Source organism: Pseudomonas sp. SDT291_1_S447 (genome assembly GCF_054070155.1).
In genome coordinates, this window is sequence record NZ_JBSVXS010000069.1 from 1 (window position 1) to 17,261 (window position 17,261).

Genomic DNA, 17,261 nt, shown 5'->3' on the forward strand with positions numbered 1-17,261 from the left:
CCAACTTAATGTTGAAGGTGCTGACGCTATCGCGAGCAGGCTCACTCCTACAAGGAAATGTGCTCAGGGCTTAACTTTGCGCCCGGCCATGTGCTGCAAATATCCCACCAACATCTGCAAATCCCCCTCCGGCAACACCTCTACCGAAAACCCCGGCATCTTAGCCTGCGGCCACTGCCGCAAACTCTGCGGATCTCGAATGTAGCGCTTGAGGAAATCCGCGCCGAAATACTCGGTCGGGTTATACGGAATGTTCAAGTCCGGCCCGAATTGCGCATCCCCCGCACCGTTCAATCGGTGACACGCCAGACAGTTCTTCTGAAACAGCGCAAACCCTTGGTTCACCGGGTCATCCGCCTTCAACGCAGGATCCGGCAGCAGGGCAGGGAAGCGCTCGGCCACCGGCGCCATGCGCTTGATGCTCGCGACCTGGAATGGCCATTGCTCCGGGCTGATATTGCCCGCCTGCGGATCGGTCCAGACCAGATAAAACGGCCCGGCGCTGTGCTTGCCTTCCGACAGTGGCGGCCATGGTTGAGCCGGATCTTCGATGGCCAGCCAGGCCCGTGCGCCTTTTGCGTTGAGCAGCGGCGCTGCGGTCAGTTCCGCGGCAAACCCGTCCAGTGCCACCGCTTGCAGGTGATCTTGCGGTTTGATCCCGGTCAGCAACGCGGCCACGGGCACGGCGCGATAGGTCATGTCCTTCTTGTAGGACACATCGTTTTTGATGGTGAGGGTTTGTACCTGAGGATGCTTGAGCAGTTCTTCGGTCTGCCAGGTGCGGCTGCTTGCACCCAGTTGCAAATCCAACTGTGCGGCAGACAAGGGCATGCTCAGCAGCATGGCCCCGAACACAATGAGCGCTTTCAAATGATCGCCGTCCATGTCGTGGGAGTGCGCAAAGGTTGGCACAGCCACGCTGGCCCGGGTAGCGGGCCAGTCACATTTTCTGTGGCGATAAACAGCACCTGCCGCTTGGTTCAGCCGATGACCTTGGTCAGATTCGGCAAAATCAACAACAGCGTCGTGGCGAAAAGAATGAGCCCTGCTTGACGTACTTTCGGTTGTTTGAACATGGCTTGACCGCCTTTATTGTTATTTCCTGATGCTTGCCTGCATATCCATGACGGCACGCGTTGCACTTCCTGTTGAAGAACGCCTGCCTCGGCAAAACCCGACGACCATGACGTACATGTTCTACATTAGGGGCCACGTCACGCTTGGCTTAGATCCATTTCATATGGAGTGCTGGGAAACTGCGATTAAAAAGGCATGAGGCGTATTGCCAGCTTCTTCGCCGCCCGCTGGCTAGACAACTCGCCGACCTGAACCGGTTCACCCGCTCGCCAATGACCGTCCGTCTGAGCGGGTGCGTCAAGCGCATTGAGCGCTGTGGTCATTGAATCCGAGAGCGCCCGGGCGAAGAGTGGAGGCAAGAAAACCACTCCACGCACAGGTTCGAGGACGTCATGACCCAAGCTTTGATATTCGATGCGTTACGCACGCCCCGTGGCAGAGGCAAGGCCGATGGTGCTCTGCACAGCGTCAAACCGGTGAATCTGCTGGCCGGTCTGCTGACCGCGCTGCAGGAACGTACCTCGCTGGATACCAGCCAGGTCGATGACGTGGTCATCGGCTGCGTCACGCCGATTGGCGATCAAGGCTCGGACATCGCCAAAACCGCCGTGCAAGTGGCCGATTGGGATGTCAGCGTCGCGGGTGTGCAGATCAACCGTTTCTGCGCCTCGGGACTGGAAGCGGTCAACCTTGGTGCAATGAAAGTGCGTTCGGGCTTCGAAGACCTGGTGGTGGTCGGTGGCGTAGAGTCGATGTCGCGGGTGCCGATGGGCAGCGATGGCGGCGCCTGGGCGCTGGACCCGCAAACCAACCTGCACAGCCACTTCACCCCGCAAGGTGTTGGCGCTGACCTGATCGCCACGCTGGAAGGCTTCAGTCGTCAGGACGTCGATGCCTACGCATTGCACTCGCAGCAGAAAGCCGCACGGGCGCGGGCTGACGGCTCGTTCAACAAGTCGCTGGTGCCGGTGCAGGACCAGAACGGCATTATCCTGCTCGATCATGATGAGTTCATTCGTGCCGAGTCGACTCTGGAAGGCTTGGGCAAGCTCAAGCCGAGTTTCGAAATGATCGGGCAGATGGGCTTCGACGCGACCGCGCTGCGGGTCTACAGCCATGTCGAGCGGATCAATCACGTGCACACGCCGGGCAACAGTTCCGGGATCGTCGACGGCGCTGCGCTGATGCTGATCGGCTCCGAAGCCAAAGGTCGGGCGCTGGGCTTGCAACCGCGGGCGCGCATCGTCGCCACGGCGGTCACCAGCACCGATCCGACCATCATGCTCACCGGCCCTGCACCAGCCACACGCAAAGCGCTGGCCAAGGCCGGGCTGCGCGTCGAGGACATCGACCTGTTCGAGGTCAACGAAGCGTTTGCCTCGGTAGTGCTGAAGTTCATCAAGGACATGGCCGTCGACCCGGACAAGGTCAATGTCAACGGCGGCTCCATCGCCATGGGCCACCCGCTGGGCGCCACCGGTTGCGCGATCCTCGGCACCCTGCTCGATGAACTGGAAGTGCGACGCCTGCGCTATGGCCTGGCGACGCTGTGCGTCGGCGGCGGTATGGGCATTGCCACCATCATCGAACGCCTCTGAGCCCCGAATTCAAGGAACCTTGTTATGAGCGAAGCCATTCGTTACGAAAAAGGCCAGGACGCTATCGTCGTGCTGACCATCGACATGCCGGGCCAGAGCGCCAATACCATGAACGCCGTGTACCGCGAGGCCATGGCCGCATGCGTGGCCCGGTTGGTGGCGGAAAAAGACAACATTGCCGGGGTGATCATTACGTCGGCAAAGAAAACCTTCTTTGCCGGCGGTGACCTGAATGAGTTGATCAAGGTCGGCAAACCAGAAGCCAAAGCCTTTTATGACATGGTGCTGACTCTCAAGGGGCAATTGCGCACTCTGGAAACCCTCGGCAAACCGGTGGTCGCGGCGATCAACGGCGCGGCGCTGGGCGGCGGTTGGGAAATCTGCCTCGCCTGTCATCACCGCGTGGCTTTGGATGATGCGGCGGTGCAACTCGGTCTGCCGGAAGTGACCCTTGGCCTGTTGCCGGGCGGTGGCGGAGTAGTACGGATGGTGCGCATGCTCGGCATCGAGAAAGCGCTGCCGTATTTGCTTGAAGGTAAAAAGGTGCGGCCGCAACAAGCGTTGCAGGCGGGTCTGATCGATGAGTTGGCGACGGATCGCGATGAATTGCTGGCCAGGGCGCGCGCCTGGATCGTTGCCAACCCGACGGCAGTGCAGCGCTGGGATGTGAAGGGTTATCAGATTCCGGGCGGTATGCCGTCGAATCCGAAAGTCGCGCAGATGCTGGCGATTGCGCCGTCGATTCTGCGCAGCAAGACCCAAGGGACACTGCCGGCGCCGGAAAAAATCCTCTGCGCGGCAGTCGAGGGCGCTCAGGTCGATTTCGACACCGCGCACCTGATTGAAACCCGTTACTTCACTGAACTGACCACCGGGCAGATCTCGAAAAACCTGATCGGCACATTCTGGTTTCAACTCAATGAGATCAACGCCGGTAGTTCGCGGCCGCAGGGCTTTGCGCCTTATGTCACGCGTAAGGTCGGCGTGCTTGGCGCTGGGATGATGGGGGCGGGGATTGCCTTTGTCAGTGCTTCGGCGGGGATTGAAGTGGTGCTCAAGGACGTCAATCTGGCTGCCGCCGAAAAAGGCAAAGCACATTCTGCGGCGTTGCTGGACAAGAAAGTCGCTCGCGGACAGATGGATGCTGCGAAGCGTGATGAGGTGTTGGCGCGGATCAAACCGTCCGAAAGTGATGCCGACCTCGCGGGTTGCGATCTGATCATCGAGGCGGTATTTGAAGATCGCGATCTCAAGGCCAGGGTTTCCTCTGCCGCCCAGCAAGTGGTCGGCGCCGACGCGGTCATCGCGTCGAATACATCGACTTTGCCTATCACCGGGCTGGCGGCTGCCGTGCCTGATCAAAGCAAATTCATCGGCCTGCATTTCTTCAGCCCGGTAGAAAAAATGCCGCTTGTGGAAATCATCAAAGGCGCACAGACCAGCGACGAAACCCTCGCCCGAGGTTTTGATTTCGTTCTGCAAATCAAGAAGACGCCAATCGTGGTCAACGACAGTCGCGGCTTCTTCACCTCACGTGTGTTCGGCACCTTCACCAACGAAGGCATCGCCATGCTCGGCGAGGGCGTAAGTGCGCCGATGATCGAGACCGAAGCGCGCAAGGCCGGGATGCCGGTCGGGCCTCTGGCGATCTCTGACGAAGTTTCCCTCAGCCTGATGAGTCATATCCGTCAGCAAACGGCCAAAGACCTACAGGCAGAACGGAAGCCGCTGATTGAGCACCCGGCCTTCGCCGTGATTGACTTGCTGCTTCACGAATACAAGCGTCCGGGCAAAGCGGCGGGAGGCGGTTTCTATGATTATCCGGTCGGCGGGCAGAAACATTTGTGGTCCGAGCTGAAGGCGCGCTTCGAGAAGCCCGACGGGCAGATCTCGCCGATAGATGTGCGTGATCGGCTGTTGTTCGTGCAGGCCATCGAAACCGTGCGCTGTGTGGAGGAGGGCGTGTTGACCTCGACGGCGGACGCCAATGTCGGTTCGATCTTTGGTATCGGTTTTGCCGCGTGGACGGGCGGTGCGTTGCAGTTCATCAACCAGTACGGGGTGAAGGATTTCGTCGCTCGCGCGCAGTATCTGGCCGAGCAGTATGGCGAGCGTTTCGCGCCGCCAGCGTTGCTGCTGGATAAAGCGGCAAAAGGTGAAATGTTCTAAGGGCTATGTTTCAGGAGCAGTGCGCATTCCGGGGCTTGCCTTGCCAGGGTGTTTCAAGGCAGGCTCTGGGGTGTTCATTATTCCCATCACGTGTCAGGTATTTTTTATGTCGCTACGCATCTGCATTCTGGAAACCGACATCCTGCGTCCGGAACTGGTCGATCAATATCAGGGTTACGGGCAGATGTTTCAGCGCCTGTTCTCGCAGCAACCGATTGCCGCCGAGTTCACCGTCTACAACGTGATGCAGGGCGAATATCCAAGCGACGGCCAAACCTTCGACGCGTACCTGGTCACCGGCAGCAAGGCCGATTCGTTCGGTACTGATCCGTGGATTCAGACCCTCAAGGAATACTTGCTGACGCGTTACGAGCGCGGCGACAAACTGCTCGGCGTGTGCTTCGGTCACCAACTGTTGGCGCTGCTGCTCGGTGGCAAGAGCGAGCGTGCGACGCAGGGTTGGGGTGTCGGCACCCACAATTACAAACTCGCGGCCAAGGCGCCGTGGATGAGCCCGGTACGTGAGGAACTGACGCTGTTGATCAGCCATCAGGATCAGGTCACAGCGCTGCCGGAAAACGCCACGGTTATTGCTTCCAGCGATTTCTGCCCGTTCGCGGCGTATCACATCAATGATCAGGTGCTGTGCTTCCAGGGGCATCCGGAATTTATCCACGATTATTCGCGAGCGCTGCTGGATCTGCGTCAGGAAGCGTTGGGTTCGCAGATCTACACCAAGGGCGTGGCCAGCCTCGAGCAGGAACACCATGGTGCGACGGTTGCGGAGTGGATGATGCGTTTTGTGGCGCATAAGCCAGAAACTGTTTAAGGCCAAAAGCTTCGCGAGCAGGCTCGCTCCCACATTTGATTTCCGGTGCGCCACCGATCAATGTGGGCACGAGCCTGCTCGCGAATGTTCCAGACAACTCGGTCTGCTCTACAACCACCCCGATTTCTTGAAGCTCGCCCACAAACTTACACATCCCACCGCAATAAACCCCAGCACGCCGAAATAGCCGTAGTGCCAGCTCAACTCCGGCATGTTCTGGAAGTTCATCCCGTAAATCCCCGCCACCGCCGTCGGAAACGCCAGAATCGCCGCCCAGGCAGCAAACTTGCGCTGTACCACGCTTTGCCGTGATGCCTCGAGCAACACACCGATCTCGATGGTCTGGCTGGCAATGTCGGCCAAAGTGCTCAGGTCTTCCATCTGCCGCGTTACGTGGATCTGCACATCGCGGAAGTACGGGCGCATATTCTTGTCGATAAACGGGAAACTCAGCTTCTGCAGTTCCTCGCCAATCTCCACCATCGGCGCCGCGTACCGGCGCAGGCGCACGACATCGCGGCGCAAGCCATGCAGCTTCTGAATGTCGCGTTCATTCAACGCGCTACACAACACGTTGCGTTCCAGTTCATCGATTTCGGCATGAATGGCTTCGCCCACCGGCTGATAGTTCTCGATGACGAAATCGAGCAACGCATAGAGTACGAAATCTTCCCCATGTTCCAGCAGTAGCGGGCGCGCCTCACAGCGTTGGCGGACATGCGCGTAGGACGCCGAGTGACCGTTACGCGCGGTGATGATGTAGCCCTTGCCGGCAAAGATGTGCGTCTCGATAAATTGCAGAACGCCGTTTTCGCGAATGGGCGAATAGGTGACGATAAACAGAGCGTCGCCAAAGGTTTCCAGTTTCGGTCGACTGTGTTTTTCCAGAGCATCTTCGATGGCCAGTTCGTGCAGGTTGAACTGACGTTGCAGGTTGGAAAGCTCTTGAGCGTCCGGCTCTTCCAGACCGATCCAGACAAAGTGACCGGTTTTCGCGGCCCAGGCAGCGCCTTCGTCGAGGGAAATATTGGTGACTTTCTTGCCTGCGCTATACACCGCAGCAGCAACAACTCGACCCATGGTGGTGATTCACTTCTTCTTGGCAGGTGGCAGGGAATACAAGGCTTCAGCTTAGCCGTGTCGCTGCTTGAGAGTCAGTGAAATCTGTACAGTTCACCGGGCAAAAGAAAACCCGCACAGGGCGGGTTGTCTTCTTAGGCGGCTTGCAGTTGCCGGTCCATCGATTCAATGCACTCGCGCATCTGTTCGCGGCACTGACTGATGAGCATGGGCATGTCATCCATGGTCAATCCGGCTGTGGGAATTGCCGGCAACGAGCGTATGAGGATTTTCCCGCTGCGCCAGCGATTCAGACGCATGTGCTTGATGTAACTGCTGACGCAGACCGGAACGATCGGTACGCCGGCGGCGATCGCCATCTGGAACGCACCTTTCTTGAATGGCAGCAATTCTTCACCGAGGTTGCGCGTGCCTTCCGGGAACACCCAGATCGAGGTGTCTTCGTTCTGCAAGGTATTGGTCGTGGTGAGCATCGATTGGCGAGCCTTGTGCGCATTGCCACGGTCGATCAACACATTGCCGGCCAGCCAGAACAATTGTCCGAACAGCGGTACCCATTTCAGGCTCTTTTTGCCGATGCACACGGTACGGCGTGGCACTACGTTGCCAAATACGAACAGGTCATAGTTCGATTGGTGGTTGGCGATGATCACGCAGCTGTCGGGTTTGTTCAGCAAACCGCTGACATCGGATTTCACCCGTAAACGCAAAATACACATCGCCGGCAATGCGTAGAGGCGGGCGCACAAACGGCTGTTGTCCGGATTGAACGGGCGGCATATCCCGAGGATCACCCCGAGCACACCCGCTAAAATAAAGTGCAGGCCCATCAACAACATACGAAACAGGAACAGCATTTTCAGGCCCCACCGGGACAAAAGGTGGCGCAGTGTACGGATGTGCACTGTTTTCGGCAATTGCCGCTATAGAGTCCGGAGATGACCGATGTTTAAGCGCATGTTTCCAAATGGAGGGTCAGACCTGTCCTAGAGCTGTCGCAGACTTTTAAACCTTGCGCGTAAGAAAAAGCCCGACACGACGGTCGGGCTTTCTTTACGTTCTTGAATCCAGGCTTAGCCCAGATGCTCCTGATCCTGGATGATCGCGTTATCCAGCGCTTCCAGCAGTGCCTTACGGACTTTCAACTTGGTGTTCTTGTGCGCGAGCATGTTGATCTTCTTAAGTTGGCGCGCAGCGGCGAGGGCGGCACCTTGCAGCTCCTCGGCGGAAACCACCTTGTCGAGAAAGCCGGCATCCACGGCGCTTTTCGGATCGAACATCTCGCCGTTGATCACCGAGCGGTGGAACGCCGAGCGACGCAGGCGATCACGGGCGAGCTCGATACCGGCGTGGTGCATGGTCATGCCGATCTGCACTTCGTTCAGACCGATGCTGAACGGGCCGTCGACACCGATACGGTAATCGGCAGACAACAGAATGAAAGCGCCCTTCGCCACGGCATGACCCGGGCAAGCGACGATCACCGGGAACGGGTGAGAGAGCAGACGACGGGCCAGCGTCGAACCGGCAGTCACCAACGCTACCGCTTCTTTAGGGCCGGCGGTCATGACTTTCAGGTCATAGCCGCCGGACAAAATCCCCGGCTGACCGGTAATGATCACGATGGCACGATCCGTCACCGCCTGATCCAGCGCCGCGTTGAATGCCGCAATCACGTCCGGAGAAATGGCATTGACCTTGCCGTTGCTCAAGGTCAGGGTCGCGATACCGTCTTCGAGGTGGTAGGAAATCAACTCACTCATGACGCTATTCCTTGTAAGAAAGATGGGCAGACGTTACCCACCGCCGCAGGCCAGGTAAAGCGCCGTGACTGACCCGCCAGTCACCGTTTCACGGCCCATCCAGCGTGGCGAGGCATTGCGCTTCTATATAGAAGGGCCGCGCCCACCGAAGATTGGCCGGTTTGCCATGGCCTGCCAGCGGGCAAAACGACTTTTTCTCTTAACCGCATGAAAATTCTGAAAAAAAGTTTGCCATCGGAAAAGCTTTCGACTACATTAGCGCGCCTCGACAGACAGAACATGTTTGAAGAGATACGGTGAAGTGTCCGAGTGGCTTAAGGAGCACGCCTGGAAAGTGTGTATACAGGAAACTGTATCGAGAGTTCGAATCTCTCCTTCACCGCCACATTCAGTACACAAAACCCCTGATTTCGAAAGAAGTCAGGGGTTTTTTGGTTTCTGGCGTCTGGATTTTATTGGCTGTGCAGTGATGTCTGCTGTGACCGAATACAATTGCGGGCTTATTTATCAGTAAAGGGACGACATTTCATGATCATTTCCACCACTCACACCATCGAAGGCCGGCAGATCACTGCATATCTGGACATTGTCAGTGCCGAGTCGGTGCAGGGGGTCAATGTGATCCGTGACATGTTTGCCGGTATGCGCGATTTTTTCGGGGGGCGTTCGCAGACGCTGGAGCGGGCGTTGAAGGAGGCGCGTATTCAGGCGACTGAGGAAATCAGGGAGCGGGCGCGTGCTCTGCAGGCGGACGCGGTGGTCGGAGTGGACTTCGAGATCAGCATGCCCGGCGGCAAGGGCGGGATGGTTGTGGTGTTTGCGACGGGGACGGCCGTGAAGTTGCGCTGAATGTTGATCGCCAGGCAAGTGAGCCCATCCAGATAATGAATGGGCTCTTTTTCTATGCCATCAGCCCTGTGGCTTGAGGGTCACAGCGCCTTTAGCGTCATAGGTCAGCGGCGTGTCGATGGCGACAAGCGCAGGTGTGTCGGAAGGTTGACTCGGTTGCACCGGCTGGCTTGGATGGTAAATGACGCCAGGCTGCAGAACCGGCGTATCCGGACCCGGATATTTGATGGTGATTTCACCGGAAGCGATCTTTTCCTTGAGTTTTTCCGCCCCGGCTTTGCCGGCTGCGATTTGTTCGTCCGTGAGCTTTACGACGGGTAGATTCGGGAATCCGTTGATTTGCATGTTCTCTCCTTGAGATTCATTTGTATGAAGAAGGGCAACGGCCTGCCTCCGGAATTCTTTAGTAATGCGGGACCAACGGTTCATCGTCGAGTTTGATTTTTGTAGGCCATTCGTCGGGCTTCAGCTGATATGAACAACAAGTCCAGGAGTGACCGACTAGTCTCAAAACCATGGAGGTCGATATTTTTTCAGGCAAAAGGTTTTTTGCCGGTCTCGGCCTGTTACGAAGGGGCGAAGATATGACTGATCCGTATATCGAAGACGATGGCGCTGAGTTTTCCTTCAACAACTGCGTACGGTGCGGCCAGACCGAGTACCAGTCAGGTTTTGGCGAGGATCCGGTGCAGATCGGCAAAATCAAATCCACGGCACCGAAAGGACCGAAGGCGAAATTTCTCCCCAAGGTCACCCCGCGAGCCAGAAAATAATCTTTGTCTGAATAACCCCGTCATCGAGCGGGGTTTTTTATGACTGTGCGTGTGAAGAAATTTCTTACAGTTGATGACGGCAAATCAATTTGCTTTCACAAACTTTTCACGTCTACCGCAGTAGGGTGAAGCCATCCGTTAGAAAGCAAGTCTCCAGCCCGTCTCCCCAGCGGGCTTTTTTTTGCCTGTCATAAAACCTTTTCCAGAATTGCGGTCCAATCGGCGCCGAGTGCGCGAGGTCTCTGCGTTGATCTGGACTTTTGCGCGGCGACGGCATTAAATCCCGGCCCATTTTGTCATCCCAATTTTTGAGGTTTTCGTCATGCGTTTAACACTGCCTGCTCTGGTTCTGGGGCTTCTGGTTGCTCAAGGTGCAATGGCTGCTGGCGATGGTACTGCGGCGCTGGGCGGTGGTCTGGGTGGCGCGCTGGGTAATGTCGTCGGCCAGAAAATGGGCGGCAGCACAGGCGCGGCAATCGGTGCTGGCGTAGCAGGCGCGGCGGGTAGCGCTATGGCGGCGCGCAAGGGTAGCCGGACCAAAGCGGCGATTGGCGGCGGTGTTGGCGCGGCCGGTGGTTCGGTGATCGGCAACAGCCTGGGCGGCAAGACTGGCGCCACGATTGGTGCAGGCCTGGGCGGTGCGGCTGGCGGCGCAGTGGGCAGCAACTTGTCCAAAGGTCACAAGCGTCACTGAGACTGATCGTTTGTCAGAAAAAGCCCGGCTCGATGCCGGGCTTTTTCATGGCTGAACGTTTTCCCCGTTTGCGTCTCCAATCTCACATAGGCCCATGTCAGGGCGGACTGTCCCGCTTCGGGAACTGTGAGGTTCATATGCGCTTGTCATTATCTGCACTGTTTTTCGGTTTGCTGGTAGCACAAGGGGCGATGGCCGCTGGTGATGGCACCGCCGCTGTGGGTGGCGGCCTGGGCGGCGCGCTCGGTAATGTGGTCGGTGGACAACTCGGTGGCAGTACTGGCGCGGCGGTAGGTGCAGGTGTTGGCGGCGCGGCCGGCAGTGCCGTCGGGGCGAACAAACGCAATCGAACCGAAGCTGCCATTGGCGGTGGTCTAGGCGCGGCGGGCGGCTCGGTCGTCGGCAACAGCCTCGGCGGCTCGACCGGTTCGACCATTGGCGCTGGGTTGGGCGGCGCGGCCGGTGGTGCGGTCGGCAATAACCTCGGTGACGATGGTGGATCTCATTCGGGCGGCGGTCATAAGCACAAGAACAAACATAAAAACCGCCATCATTGATGGTGGGTTAAACGGAAACCCGGCATTTTGCCGGGTTTTTTGCATTTGCTCGTCGGACTCCGGAACGATTGGCTGTAGGGCTTTTCGAACGTTTTACACGCCACGAGATGATGAGGTTTGCCATGACTCCTGAAACTGAAGGCAAGGAAGAGAAAGGCTCAAGTGGACTGCCGTTTATCAATGATCCGGGGAATGAGGATCCGGGGTCGTTGATGGATGATGCGACGGTGCCGCTGAATGATTCGGATGAGGCGGATATGGAGTATGAAGAGGACGAGGATGAGCAATAAGCTGTCTTGAGAGTCGAGCGCGGCAGCGCACTGAATTTAAATATCCGGGGCCTGTACTTCAGGCCCCTTGATTCTGATTGGTTTGCTCGCGAAAGTTAACGTTGGTAAAAAATGTTGGGGCGGAAGAGACCGCTGATAATTTTTTGTTATTTCGCAGTTAAATCATGATTGACGCGTATGTAAAGGTTATCTGATGGCGACATTTTTTTTATTCGGCCTGATGAGATGTATTCTTTAAACTCCTGTTCAACTATTTTTTTATCGCAGTATTTTTTGTATTTAGATGGCCTGTCGCTAGCGTAAATGTAGAGGCGCCACACATCAAAGCCGTCGATTCTGTTGTCCGATCCATAGTCGAAGTCCACTGATTCTGATGGGAAATGAATGGCGCACCCTACGCCGTGCAGTTCATATTGAATTCCATCAATTATTTCACCGCAGCGTTCGATTTGCTTGCTCCGCCAAAGTCTTAAAATATTCCTAGTGCCGAACTTTTTTTGTAGTAACTCCGTGCCATAGTCTACTTTTGAAAGAAAGTCATTTATTAGATCTTCAAGGTTTTTATCGTCTGTGTTCATCTTCTTCTGTGATGCTCCAATCGGTCGTGTCCAACATTTTCAGCTGATTCAATTACTTCTTCGATGGTATTAAGTTCTCCTTTGTGTTCTCTGATGTTTGTGATCAATTTTATAGTTATAGGAGTTGCTGTTTGTTTTGCAGCCGCTGCACGGTGATGCCCATCTAGAATATAGAGGGTGCCCTGATGCTCCGCTACATCTATGGGATAGTTCATGTCGTACCCACCTGCTCGCATTGCATCCCTTATTTTTTCGACGTGTTTAGTTGATTTTTTCCCCATAATTGCATGCGTTCGCTTCACAGAATGTGGGTCAACGCCATGAATCAAGCCCGGTAATTGTGGCTCACCCTCATCTACCTTAACGCCACCAATCCCACCCGGCACCTCACACCCAGGCTTATTCGGCGGCGGGCAGTTGGAGTTCAACCCCAACGGATCCACCCACCCCGTCGGATTCGGCACGTACTGGTACTGATTCAACCCACCCGCCAACTTGATCGGATCCGGCGTCAGATACCGCCCCAATCTCGGGTCGTAATACCGGTGGCGGTTGTAATGCAGGCCGCTTTCCCCGTCGAAGTATTGCCCCTGAAAGCGCAGCGGCTGGTTCAGGTAGTCTTCGCCGGCCAAGGTCAGCGCGGCGACTTTGCCGTAGGCGTCGTATTGCGCGGACCAGACGATGTCGCCGCTGTAGTCGGTGAGTTCCTGCGGGGTGCCGAGGTGGTCGAGTTGGTAGTAGAAGGGGCAGGCTTTTTTCGGGCCTTTGCCGTCGAGCAGCGCGAGCGGGCGGAAGGTGCCGGGTTCGTAGACGTAGCTGCGGTATTCGTTTTCGCTGCTTTCGGCGACGAGGTGGTCGCCTTGCCAGAAGAACTCGGTGGTCTCGCCGTTGACGGTTTTGCGGATGCGTCGGCCGAAGGCGTCGTAGCGGTAACTGGCAGTCTGGCCGTCGGGGCGGGTCAGGCCGATCAGGCGGTGCTGGCAGTCGTAGCGGTATTCGGTGACGAGTTTTTGTCCGCTGCCGCGGCGTTCGCGGATCAGGTTGCCGAAGGCGTCGTAGTCGTAATGGCGGTCGCCCTGCATCAGCAGGCGGTTGCCCTTGATCTGGCTCGGGCCAGGACGGTCCTGCATCAGCAGGTTGCCGGCCGGGTCGTGGGCGAAGGATTCCGGCAGTTCGTCGCGCGAGTGACGTACGCGGATCAGCCGATCGAGGGCATCGTAGCCGTAGGTACGCTGGCCGTGGCGGGTGTCGGCGATGTGCGCCAGATTGCCGTTGGCGCTGTAGGCATAATCGCGGCGGTACAGTGAATCGTGCTGATGGCCTACAGTGTGGGCGAGTAATCGTCCCTGGTCGTCGTAGGCATATTCGCTGAGCAGCAGACCTTGCTGGCGTTGTTGTTCGCGGCCCGACTGGTAGACATGCCGGGTCAGCGATGCGCCATTGAGGTCGATGGCGGCCAGCGCCCCGCCCTTGGCGTAGTGATAGTCGAGTTTGCTGTTGTCCGGCAGGCGCATGCGCTGGAGCTGGCCGCAGGCGTCGTAGCTGTAGCGCAGGGTGCCCCAGCCCTGATGTTCGGTGATCAGCCGGTCCTGACGGTCGTACTCGAAGGCCAGCGGGTGTTGCTGACCGTCGTCGACCCCAATCAAACGGCCGAGGCGGTCGTATTGATAGCTGACCTTGATGCCGTCGGGCAGGGTTTTGGCCAGAAGACGCCCGGCAGCATCGCGCTCATAAGCGGTGAGCAAACAAGAGCCGTCATCCCCGAACTCGGTCTTCTCCAGCAGATGGCCGTTGAGGTCATAGGCGTACGCCGTGAGACGGCCATCAAAACCGCTTTCCTGACGAATCAACCCGATCGGCGTGTAGTCCAGCCGGTACTTTTCCCCGGACTCGTTTTCGATCTCGGTGAGCAGCAGTTGCGCATGGTCGTAGCGGTACTGCACCCGCGTGCCGTCGGGGTTGATCCGCCGCGAGACCAGGTGCAGGTCGTCGTATTCGTAGCGGGTGATGCGCCCCAGTTCATCGCGCTCGGCAGTAACCTGACCGTAGGCGCCGTAGCTGTAGGCGCGGGTGCTGCCGGTAGGAAAAGTCGTCTGGGTCAGTCGGCCTGCGGCGTCCCAGTGCTGACGGGTGACTGCACCGTGTTCGTCCGCAGTCGTGGTCCGCCGCCCCAGTGCATCGTAGGAAAAACGCCGCACGCCACCGTCGGGCAGCGTTTCCTCGGTCAACTGGCCGAGGGCATTCCAGACCAGCCGATGCCGGCTGCTGTCCGGGTAGCGGATCGACAGCAACTGACCCCGGGTGTCGTAGTAGTAATGGGTGACCTGACCGTCGGGGTCGACCGCTTCGGTGACATCGCCCTCGGCATTGCGCCGGTAGATCCACGCCGCCTCACCGCGCGAACGCCGGTACAGGAAACCGTTGCGATACTCGTAGGACGTGGGCGCCTCGTCCGGCGGAATCAGCGCCACCAGCCGTCCGACCTCGTCGTAGCGGTATTCGGTGACGGCGCCCAAGGCATCCTGCTCGGCGATCAACCGCCCCGAAGAGTCATAGGCCTTGAGCTGTTCACCACCGTCGGCCGAGACTTTACGCACCAGCCGCGCACGCTCGTCGTGGACGTACGTCTCTTCGGTGCCATCGACGTAATGCACCGCGACACTGCCGTCGTCATTCCAGACGTAGCGCGTGTCCATCTGCGAAAACGACGCCCAGTGGCGCACGCAACGGGCCGATTTCCCCGAGCGCTCCCACTCCCAGAAGAAGCTCGCGCCGCCGGCCAGTTGCCGCTGCAGAATCACGTGGGCGTCGTCGTAGTCGTAACGCTCGCTGTCGCCGACGGCGTTAGTGGCTTCGACCAAGCGCTGCTGCGCGTCGTAGCGGTAACTGACCTGCGTCTGTTCGGTACTCCAGGTCCCCTCGCGAAACGCCTGGTAATCCACACCCAGCAACTGCGCCCGGTCATAGCGCAACAGCAGCGAACGCCCGGCGCCGTTGTCCAGACGCTGTACCCGGTCAGAGCGATCACGCTGCACCGTCAGACGATTGCCATAGGCATCGCTGATCGCCGTCAGTCGTCCTGCACGAAAGTGATAAAAACGCGCCGTGTCCCCGGCCAGCGCGAGGATCAGCTCCTCCGGTTCATCGCCAGGGAAAATCGCCGCCCGCGATAGGCTGTTGTGAATCGCCGGTCGCGCCGCGCTCGGCAGCGGAAACTGCGTACGCCGGTTCTCGTGGTCGACCCAGACCACAAAGTCGCCTTCAAACTCCAGCCGATGCGCCAGCGAATGGCTCCAGCCAAACCCCAACCCAACATCGATCTCGGCGGCACTGGAGCGATACAACCGGGTGAACTCAAACGGCAACACGCCATCAAGCACCGCATCGCACAGGGTCAGCAGTTCTTCGCCGGTAACCATCGACACCGGGCAACCGTTGGTGCAGGTGCGTGGCACACAATCAGCGCTGTCGCCGTTGGGGTTTTTCGCCTGATCCGGCGAATCGTCGTGAGGTTCATGCCGTTCCAAACGGCTCGAACCGCCAGGCTTGTTCCGCACAACGGGCGCCGGATTCGGCACGGTCAACACCAGCGAATCGGCCTGACGAATGTTCAGCGGTATCGCCGGTGTCGGTTTCAACTCAACGTCACGCACATTGAGCATCAGCGGTTTCAAAACGCTGGCATGCCGCGTCAAATCCGCCGAGGACGTCAGTTCGGCCAAGCGCAACGCCGACGCCGCCAGCCATTCCCGCGCCCGCGGCGACTTGATCTTCGCCAGTACTTTGCTGCTCAAGCGCAGTAGCACGCCGACGCCACCCGACAACCCCATCAGCAGAAAACTGACCAGCAGTTCGACCCGCACCTCGGCCACCACTTCGGCCAGATACTGCGGCGGCAGCATCTTCAGCCAACTGCTAAACGCGGCCAGATAAATGAACAGCAACGGTTCGTCACTGAGGACCAGCAAGCCGTTGGCAATGGCGTCGCTGGAGGCATTCAGTAACGCCTCAAGCTCGGCCTCGCTGAGGTACTCCAGAAGCTTTTCGCTGTTGGCCTGCAGGTCGGCGAGGAGGGCGAATACCTGTTTGATGTCATCCCAAACGCCGTTCAGGGCTTTCTCGAATCCACGCCAATCGGCCTGTTGCAACTGACCGTAACGCTCAAGAAATCCAGCGCTGGAAAACTCCGTCCACTGTGGTTGAAACCCTGCCCACTCAGCGCGCAGCCAGCCTTCCAGGCCTGCAATGACACTTTCATAAGAGGCATACAGCGCACGCACATGGTCGGTGGACACATCGGGAAAGAAGGTGATGCGATAACGCTGGCCCCGATCACAATCAGTCACCTCCAGAATGCCGCTGGGGCCGATGGTGTAACGCAGCGGCTCGCCGAAAGTCAGCACACCGCCGACATCGGCAAGCACCGGTTCGAGGGTTACCGGGGTGTTGCCGATCGGCACGAACCGCGCGGCGTCGAACATATGCACCAGCGTCAGCGACCCGCTGGCCGAGCACATGACCACCGATGAACTGAGCGGTTGGCGCGACGTGATCGGCGCGCTGAGGCGCACGTCGTTGCCGACGGTGAAGACCTGCTCGACATCCAGCGCGGTGCCTGTCCAGAACTGCTCGGCCCAGGCGTCGTAGTGGTTCAGGCACAGGCGGAATTCGCGGATCAGGTGTTCGAAGTCCGGCTCGTCCGGGTTCAAAGCAGCAACAACGAGCAGGCTGATGCTGTTGTTCAGGGCCAGCAGCCGATCGGTTGGAAGCATTCGCAGTCTCTCGCGCACATCAAAAAGGTGCGGGGACTTTGCGGGGGATCAATCAGGAAAGAAGTCGGGCGAGTAGGCGATGTCTGTAGGATGTTTCGCTAAATACTTGCGAGTCGTTCATCGCTGCAACGGACATTGCCCGTTGCTCAATGTCCGTCGTGCTCGTTATGCTGCTGAACCCTTTAATCAGATCCGAGCAGCGGCGCCACCTGCCGCCTGGGATGTCTTTGTT

Annotated in this window: 15 protein-coding genes and 1 tRNA gene; 9 read left to right on the forward strand and 7 right to left on the reverse strand. The window is 58.1% G+C overall.

Translation table 11 applies throughout. The features are described 5' to 3' along the window. Positions 1 to 63: 63 nt before the first annotated feature. Positions 64 to 885, reverse strand: a complete 822-nt coding sequence (locus ACW9IR_RS19660; protein WP_457464783.1) for a c-type cytochrome — start codon at positions 883 to 885, stop codon at positions 64 to 66. 584 nt (positions 886 to 1,469) lie between these two features. Between ACW9IR_RS19660 and ACW9IR_RS19665 the strand changes: the two genes are divergently transcribed. The 3 genes from ACW9IR_RS19665 to ACW9IR_RS19675 all read left to right on the forward strand — a co-directional run bounded on the left by ACW9IR_RS19665 (position 1,470) and on the right by ACW9IR_RS19675 (position 5,673). After that, positions 1,470 to 2,675: an acetyl-CoA C-acetyltransferase gene (locus tag ACW9IR_RS19665; RefSeq protein WP_110721164.1), complete on the forward strand. Its 1,206-nt coding sequence runs from the start codon at positions 1,470 to 1,472 to the stop codon at positions 2,673 to 2,675. 24 nt (positions 2,676 to 2,699) lie between these two features. Continuing rightward, positions 2,700 to 4,844: a 3-hydroxyacyl-CoA dehydrogenase NAD-binding domain-containing protein gene (locus ACW9IR_RS19670; RefSeq protein ID WP_457464763.1), complete on the forward strand. Its 2,145-nt coding sequence runs from the start codon at positions 2,700 to 2,702 to the stop codon at positions 4,842 to 4,844. A gap of 106 nt (positions 4,845 to 4,950) precedes the next feature. Then, on the forward strand, positions 4,951 to 5,673 hold the full coding sequence (locus ACW9IR_RS19675) for an amidotransferase (protein ID WP_457464765.1): 723 nt from the start codon (positions 4,951 to 4,953) through the stop codon (positions 5,671 to 5,673). 108 nt (positions 5,674 to 5,781) lie between these two features. Here the strand turns inward: ACW9IR_RS19675 and ACW9IR_RS19680 are convergent, their stop codons facing one another. The 3 genes from ACW9IR_RS19680 to ACW9IR_RS19690 form a co-directional block, all read right to left on the reverse strand. Continuing rightward, on the reverse strand, positions 5,782 to 6,753 hold the full coding sequence (locus tag ACW9IR_RS19680; protein WP_053116847.1) for a magnesium and cobalt transport protein CorA: 972 nt from the start codon (positions 6,751 to 6,753) through the stop codon (positions 5,782 to 5,784). A gap of 134 nt (positions 6,754 to 6,887) precedes the next feature. After that, the gene (locus ACW9IR_RS19685; protein ID WP_457464768.1) at positions 6,888 to 7,610 is read right to left on the reverse strand and encodes a lysophospholipid acyltransferase family protein; all 723 of its coding nucleotides are present in this window, start codon (positions 7,608 to 7,610) and stop codon (positions 6,888 to 6,890) included. Between the two features lie 216 nt (positions 7,611 to 7,826). Further along, positions 7,827 to 8,516: a crotonase/enoyl-CoA hydratase family protein gene (locus ACW9IR_RS19690; protein ID WP_077571799.1), complete on the reverse strand. Its 690-nt coding sequence runs from the start codon at positions 8,514 to 8,516 to the stop codon at positions 7,827 to 7,829. Between the two features lie 295 nt (positions 8,517 to 8,811). On the opposite strand from ACW9IR_RS19690, the gene ACW9IR_RS19695 reads away from it, so the two are divergent. Continuing rightward, a tRNA-Ser gene (locus ACW9IR_RS19695) sits at positions 8,812 to 8,901 on the forward strand. Between the two features lie 143 nt (positions 8,902 to 9,044). Beyond that, a complete protein-coding gene (locus ACW9IR_RS19700; protein WP_095120026.1) occupies positions 9,045 to 9,365 on the forward strand; it encodes a YbjQ family protein in 321 nt (106 codons plus the stop codon). A gap of 60 nt (positions 9,366 to 9,425) precedes the next feature. Here the strand turns inward: ACW9IR_RS19700 and ACW9IR_RS19705 are convergent, their stop codons facing one another. After that, entirely contained in the window at positions 9,426 to 9,710 is a 285-nt protein-coding gene (locus ACW9IR_RS19705; RefSeq protein ID WP_102901160.1) for a hypothetical protein, read from the reverse strand. A 239-nt stretch (positions 9,711 to 9,949) separates the two neighbouring features. Between ACW9IR_RS19705 and ACW9IR_RS19710 the strand changes: the two genes are divergently transcribed. The 4 genes from ACW9IR_RS19710 (at position 9,950) to ACW9IR_RS19725 (ending at position 11,679) form a co-directional block, all read left to right on the forward strand. Beyond that, positions 9,950 to 10,138, forward strand: coding sequence for a hypothetical protein (locus tag ACW9IR_RS19710; protein WP_095120116.1), 189 nt, complete (start codon positions 9,950 to 9,952; stop codon positions 10,136 to 10,138). A 322-nt stretch (positions 10,139 to 10,460) separates the two neighbouring features. Next, on the forward strand, positions 10,461 to 10,832 hold the full coding sequence (locus tag ACW9IR_RS19715; RefSeq protein ID WP_038366883.1) for a hypothetical protein: 372 nt from the start codon (positions 10,461 to 10,463) through the stop codon (positions 10,830 to 10,832). A gap of 137 nt (positions 10,833 to 10,969) precedes the next feature. Further along, positions 10,970 to 11,389 (forward strand): YMGG-like glycine zipper-containing protein, encoded by a 420-nt coding sequence (locus ACW9IR_RS19720; RefSeq protein ID WP_007914081.1) that lies wholly within the window; start codon positions 10,970 to 10,972, stop codon positions 11,387 to 11,389. Positions 11,390 to 11,511: 122 nt separating this feature from the next. Next, on the forward strand, positions 11,512 to 11,679 hold the full coding sequence (locus tag ACW9IR_RS19725) for a hypothetical protein (protein ID WP_007914082.1): 168 nt from the start codon (positions 11,512 to 11,514) through the stop codon (positions 11,677 to 11,679). Positions 11,680 to 11,825: 146 nt separating this feature from the next. Here ACW9IR_RS19725 and ACW9IR_RS19730 read toward each other — a convergent pair whose 3' ends face one another. Next, positions 11,826 to 12,257, reverse strand: coding sequence for a DUF6896 domain-containing protein (locus ACW9IR_RS19730; protein ID WP_102901159.1), 432 nt, complete (start codon positions 12,255 to 12,257; stop codon positions 11,826 to 11,828). After that, positions 12,254 to 17,029 carry an RHS repeat-associated core domain-containing protein gene (locus ACW9IR_RS19735; RefSeq protein WP_457464772.1) on the reverse strand — a complete coding sequence of 1,592 codons (4,776 nt, stop codon included), beginning with the start codon at positions 17,027 to 17,029 and terminating at the stop codon, positions 12,254 to 12,256. The genes ACW9IR_RS19730 and ACW9IR_RS19735 overlap by 4 nt, the downstream gene beginning before the upstream one ends. Positions 17,030 to 17,261: the final 232 nt, after the last annotated feature.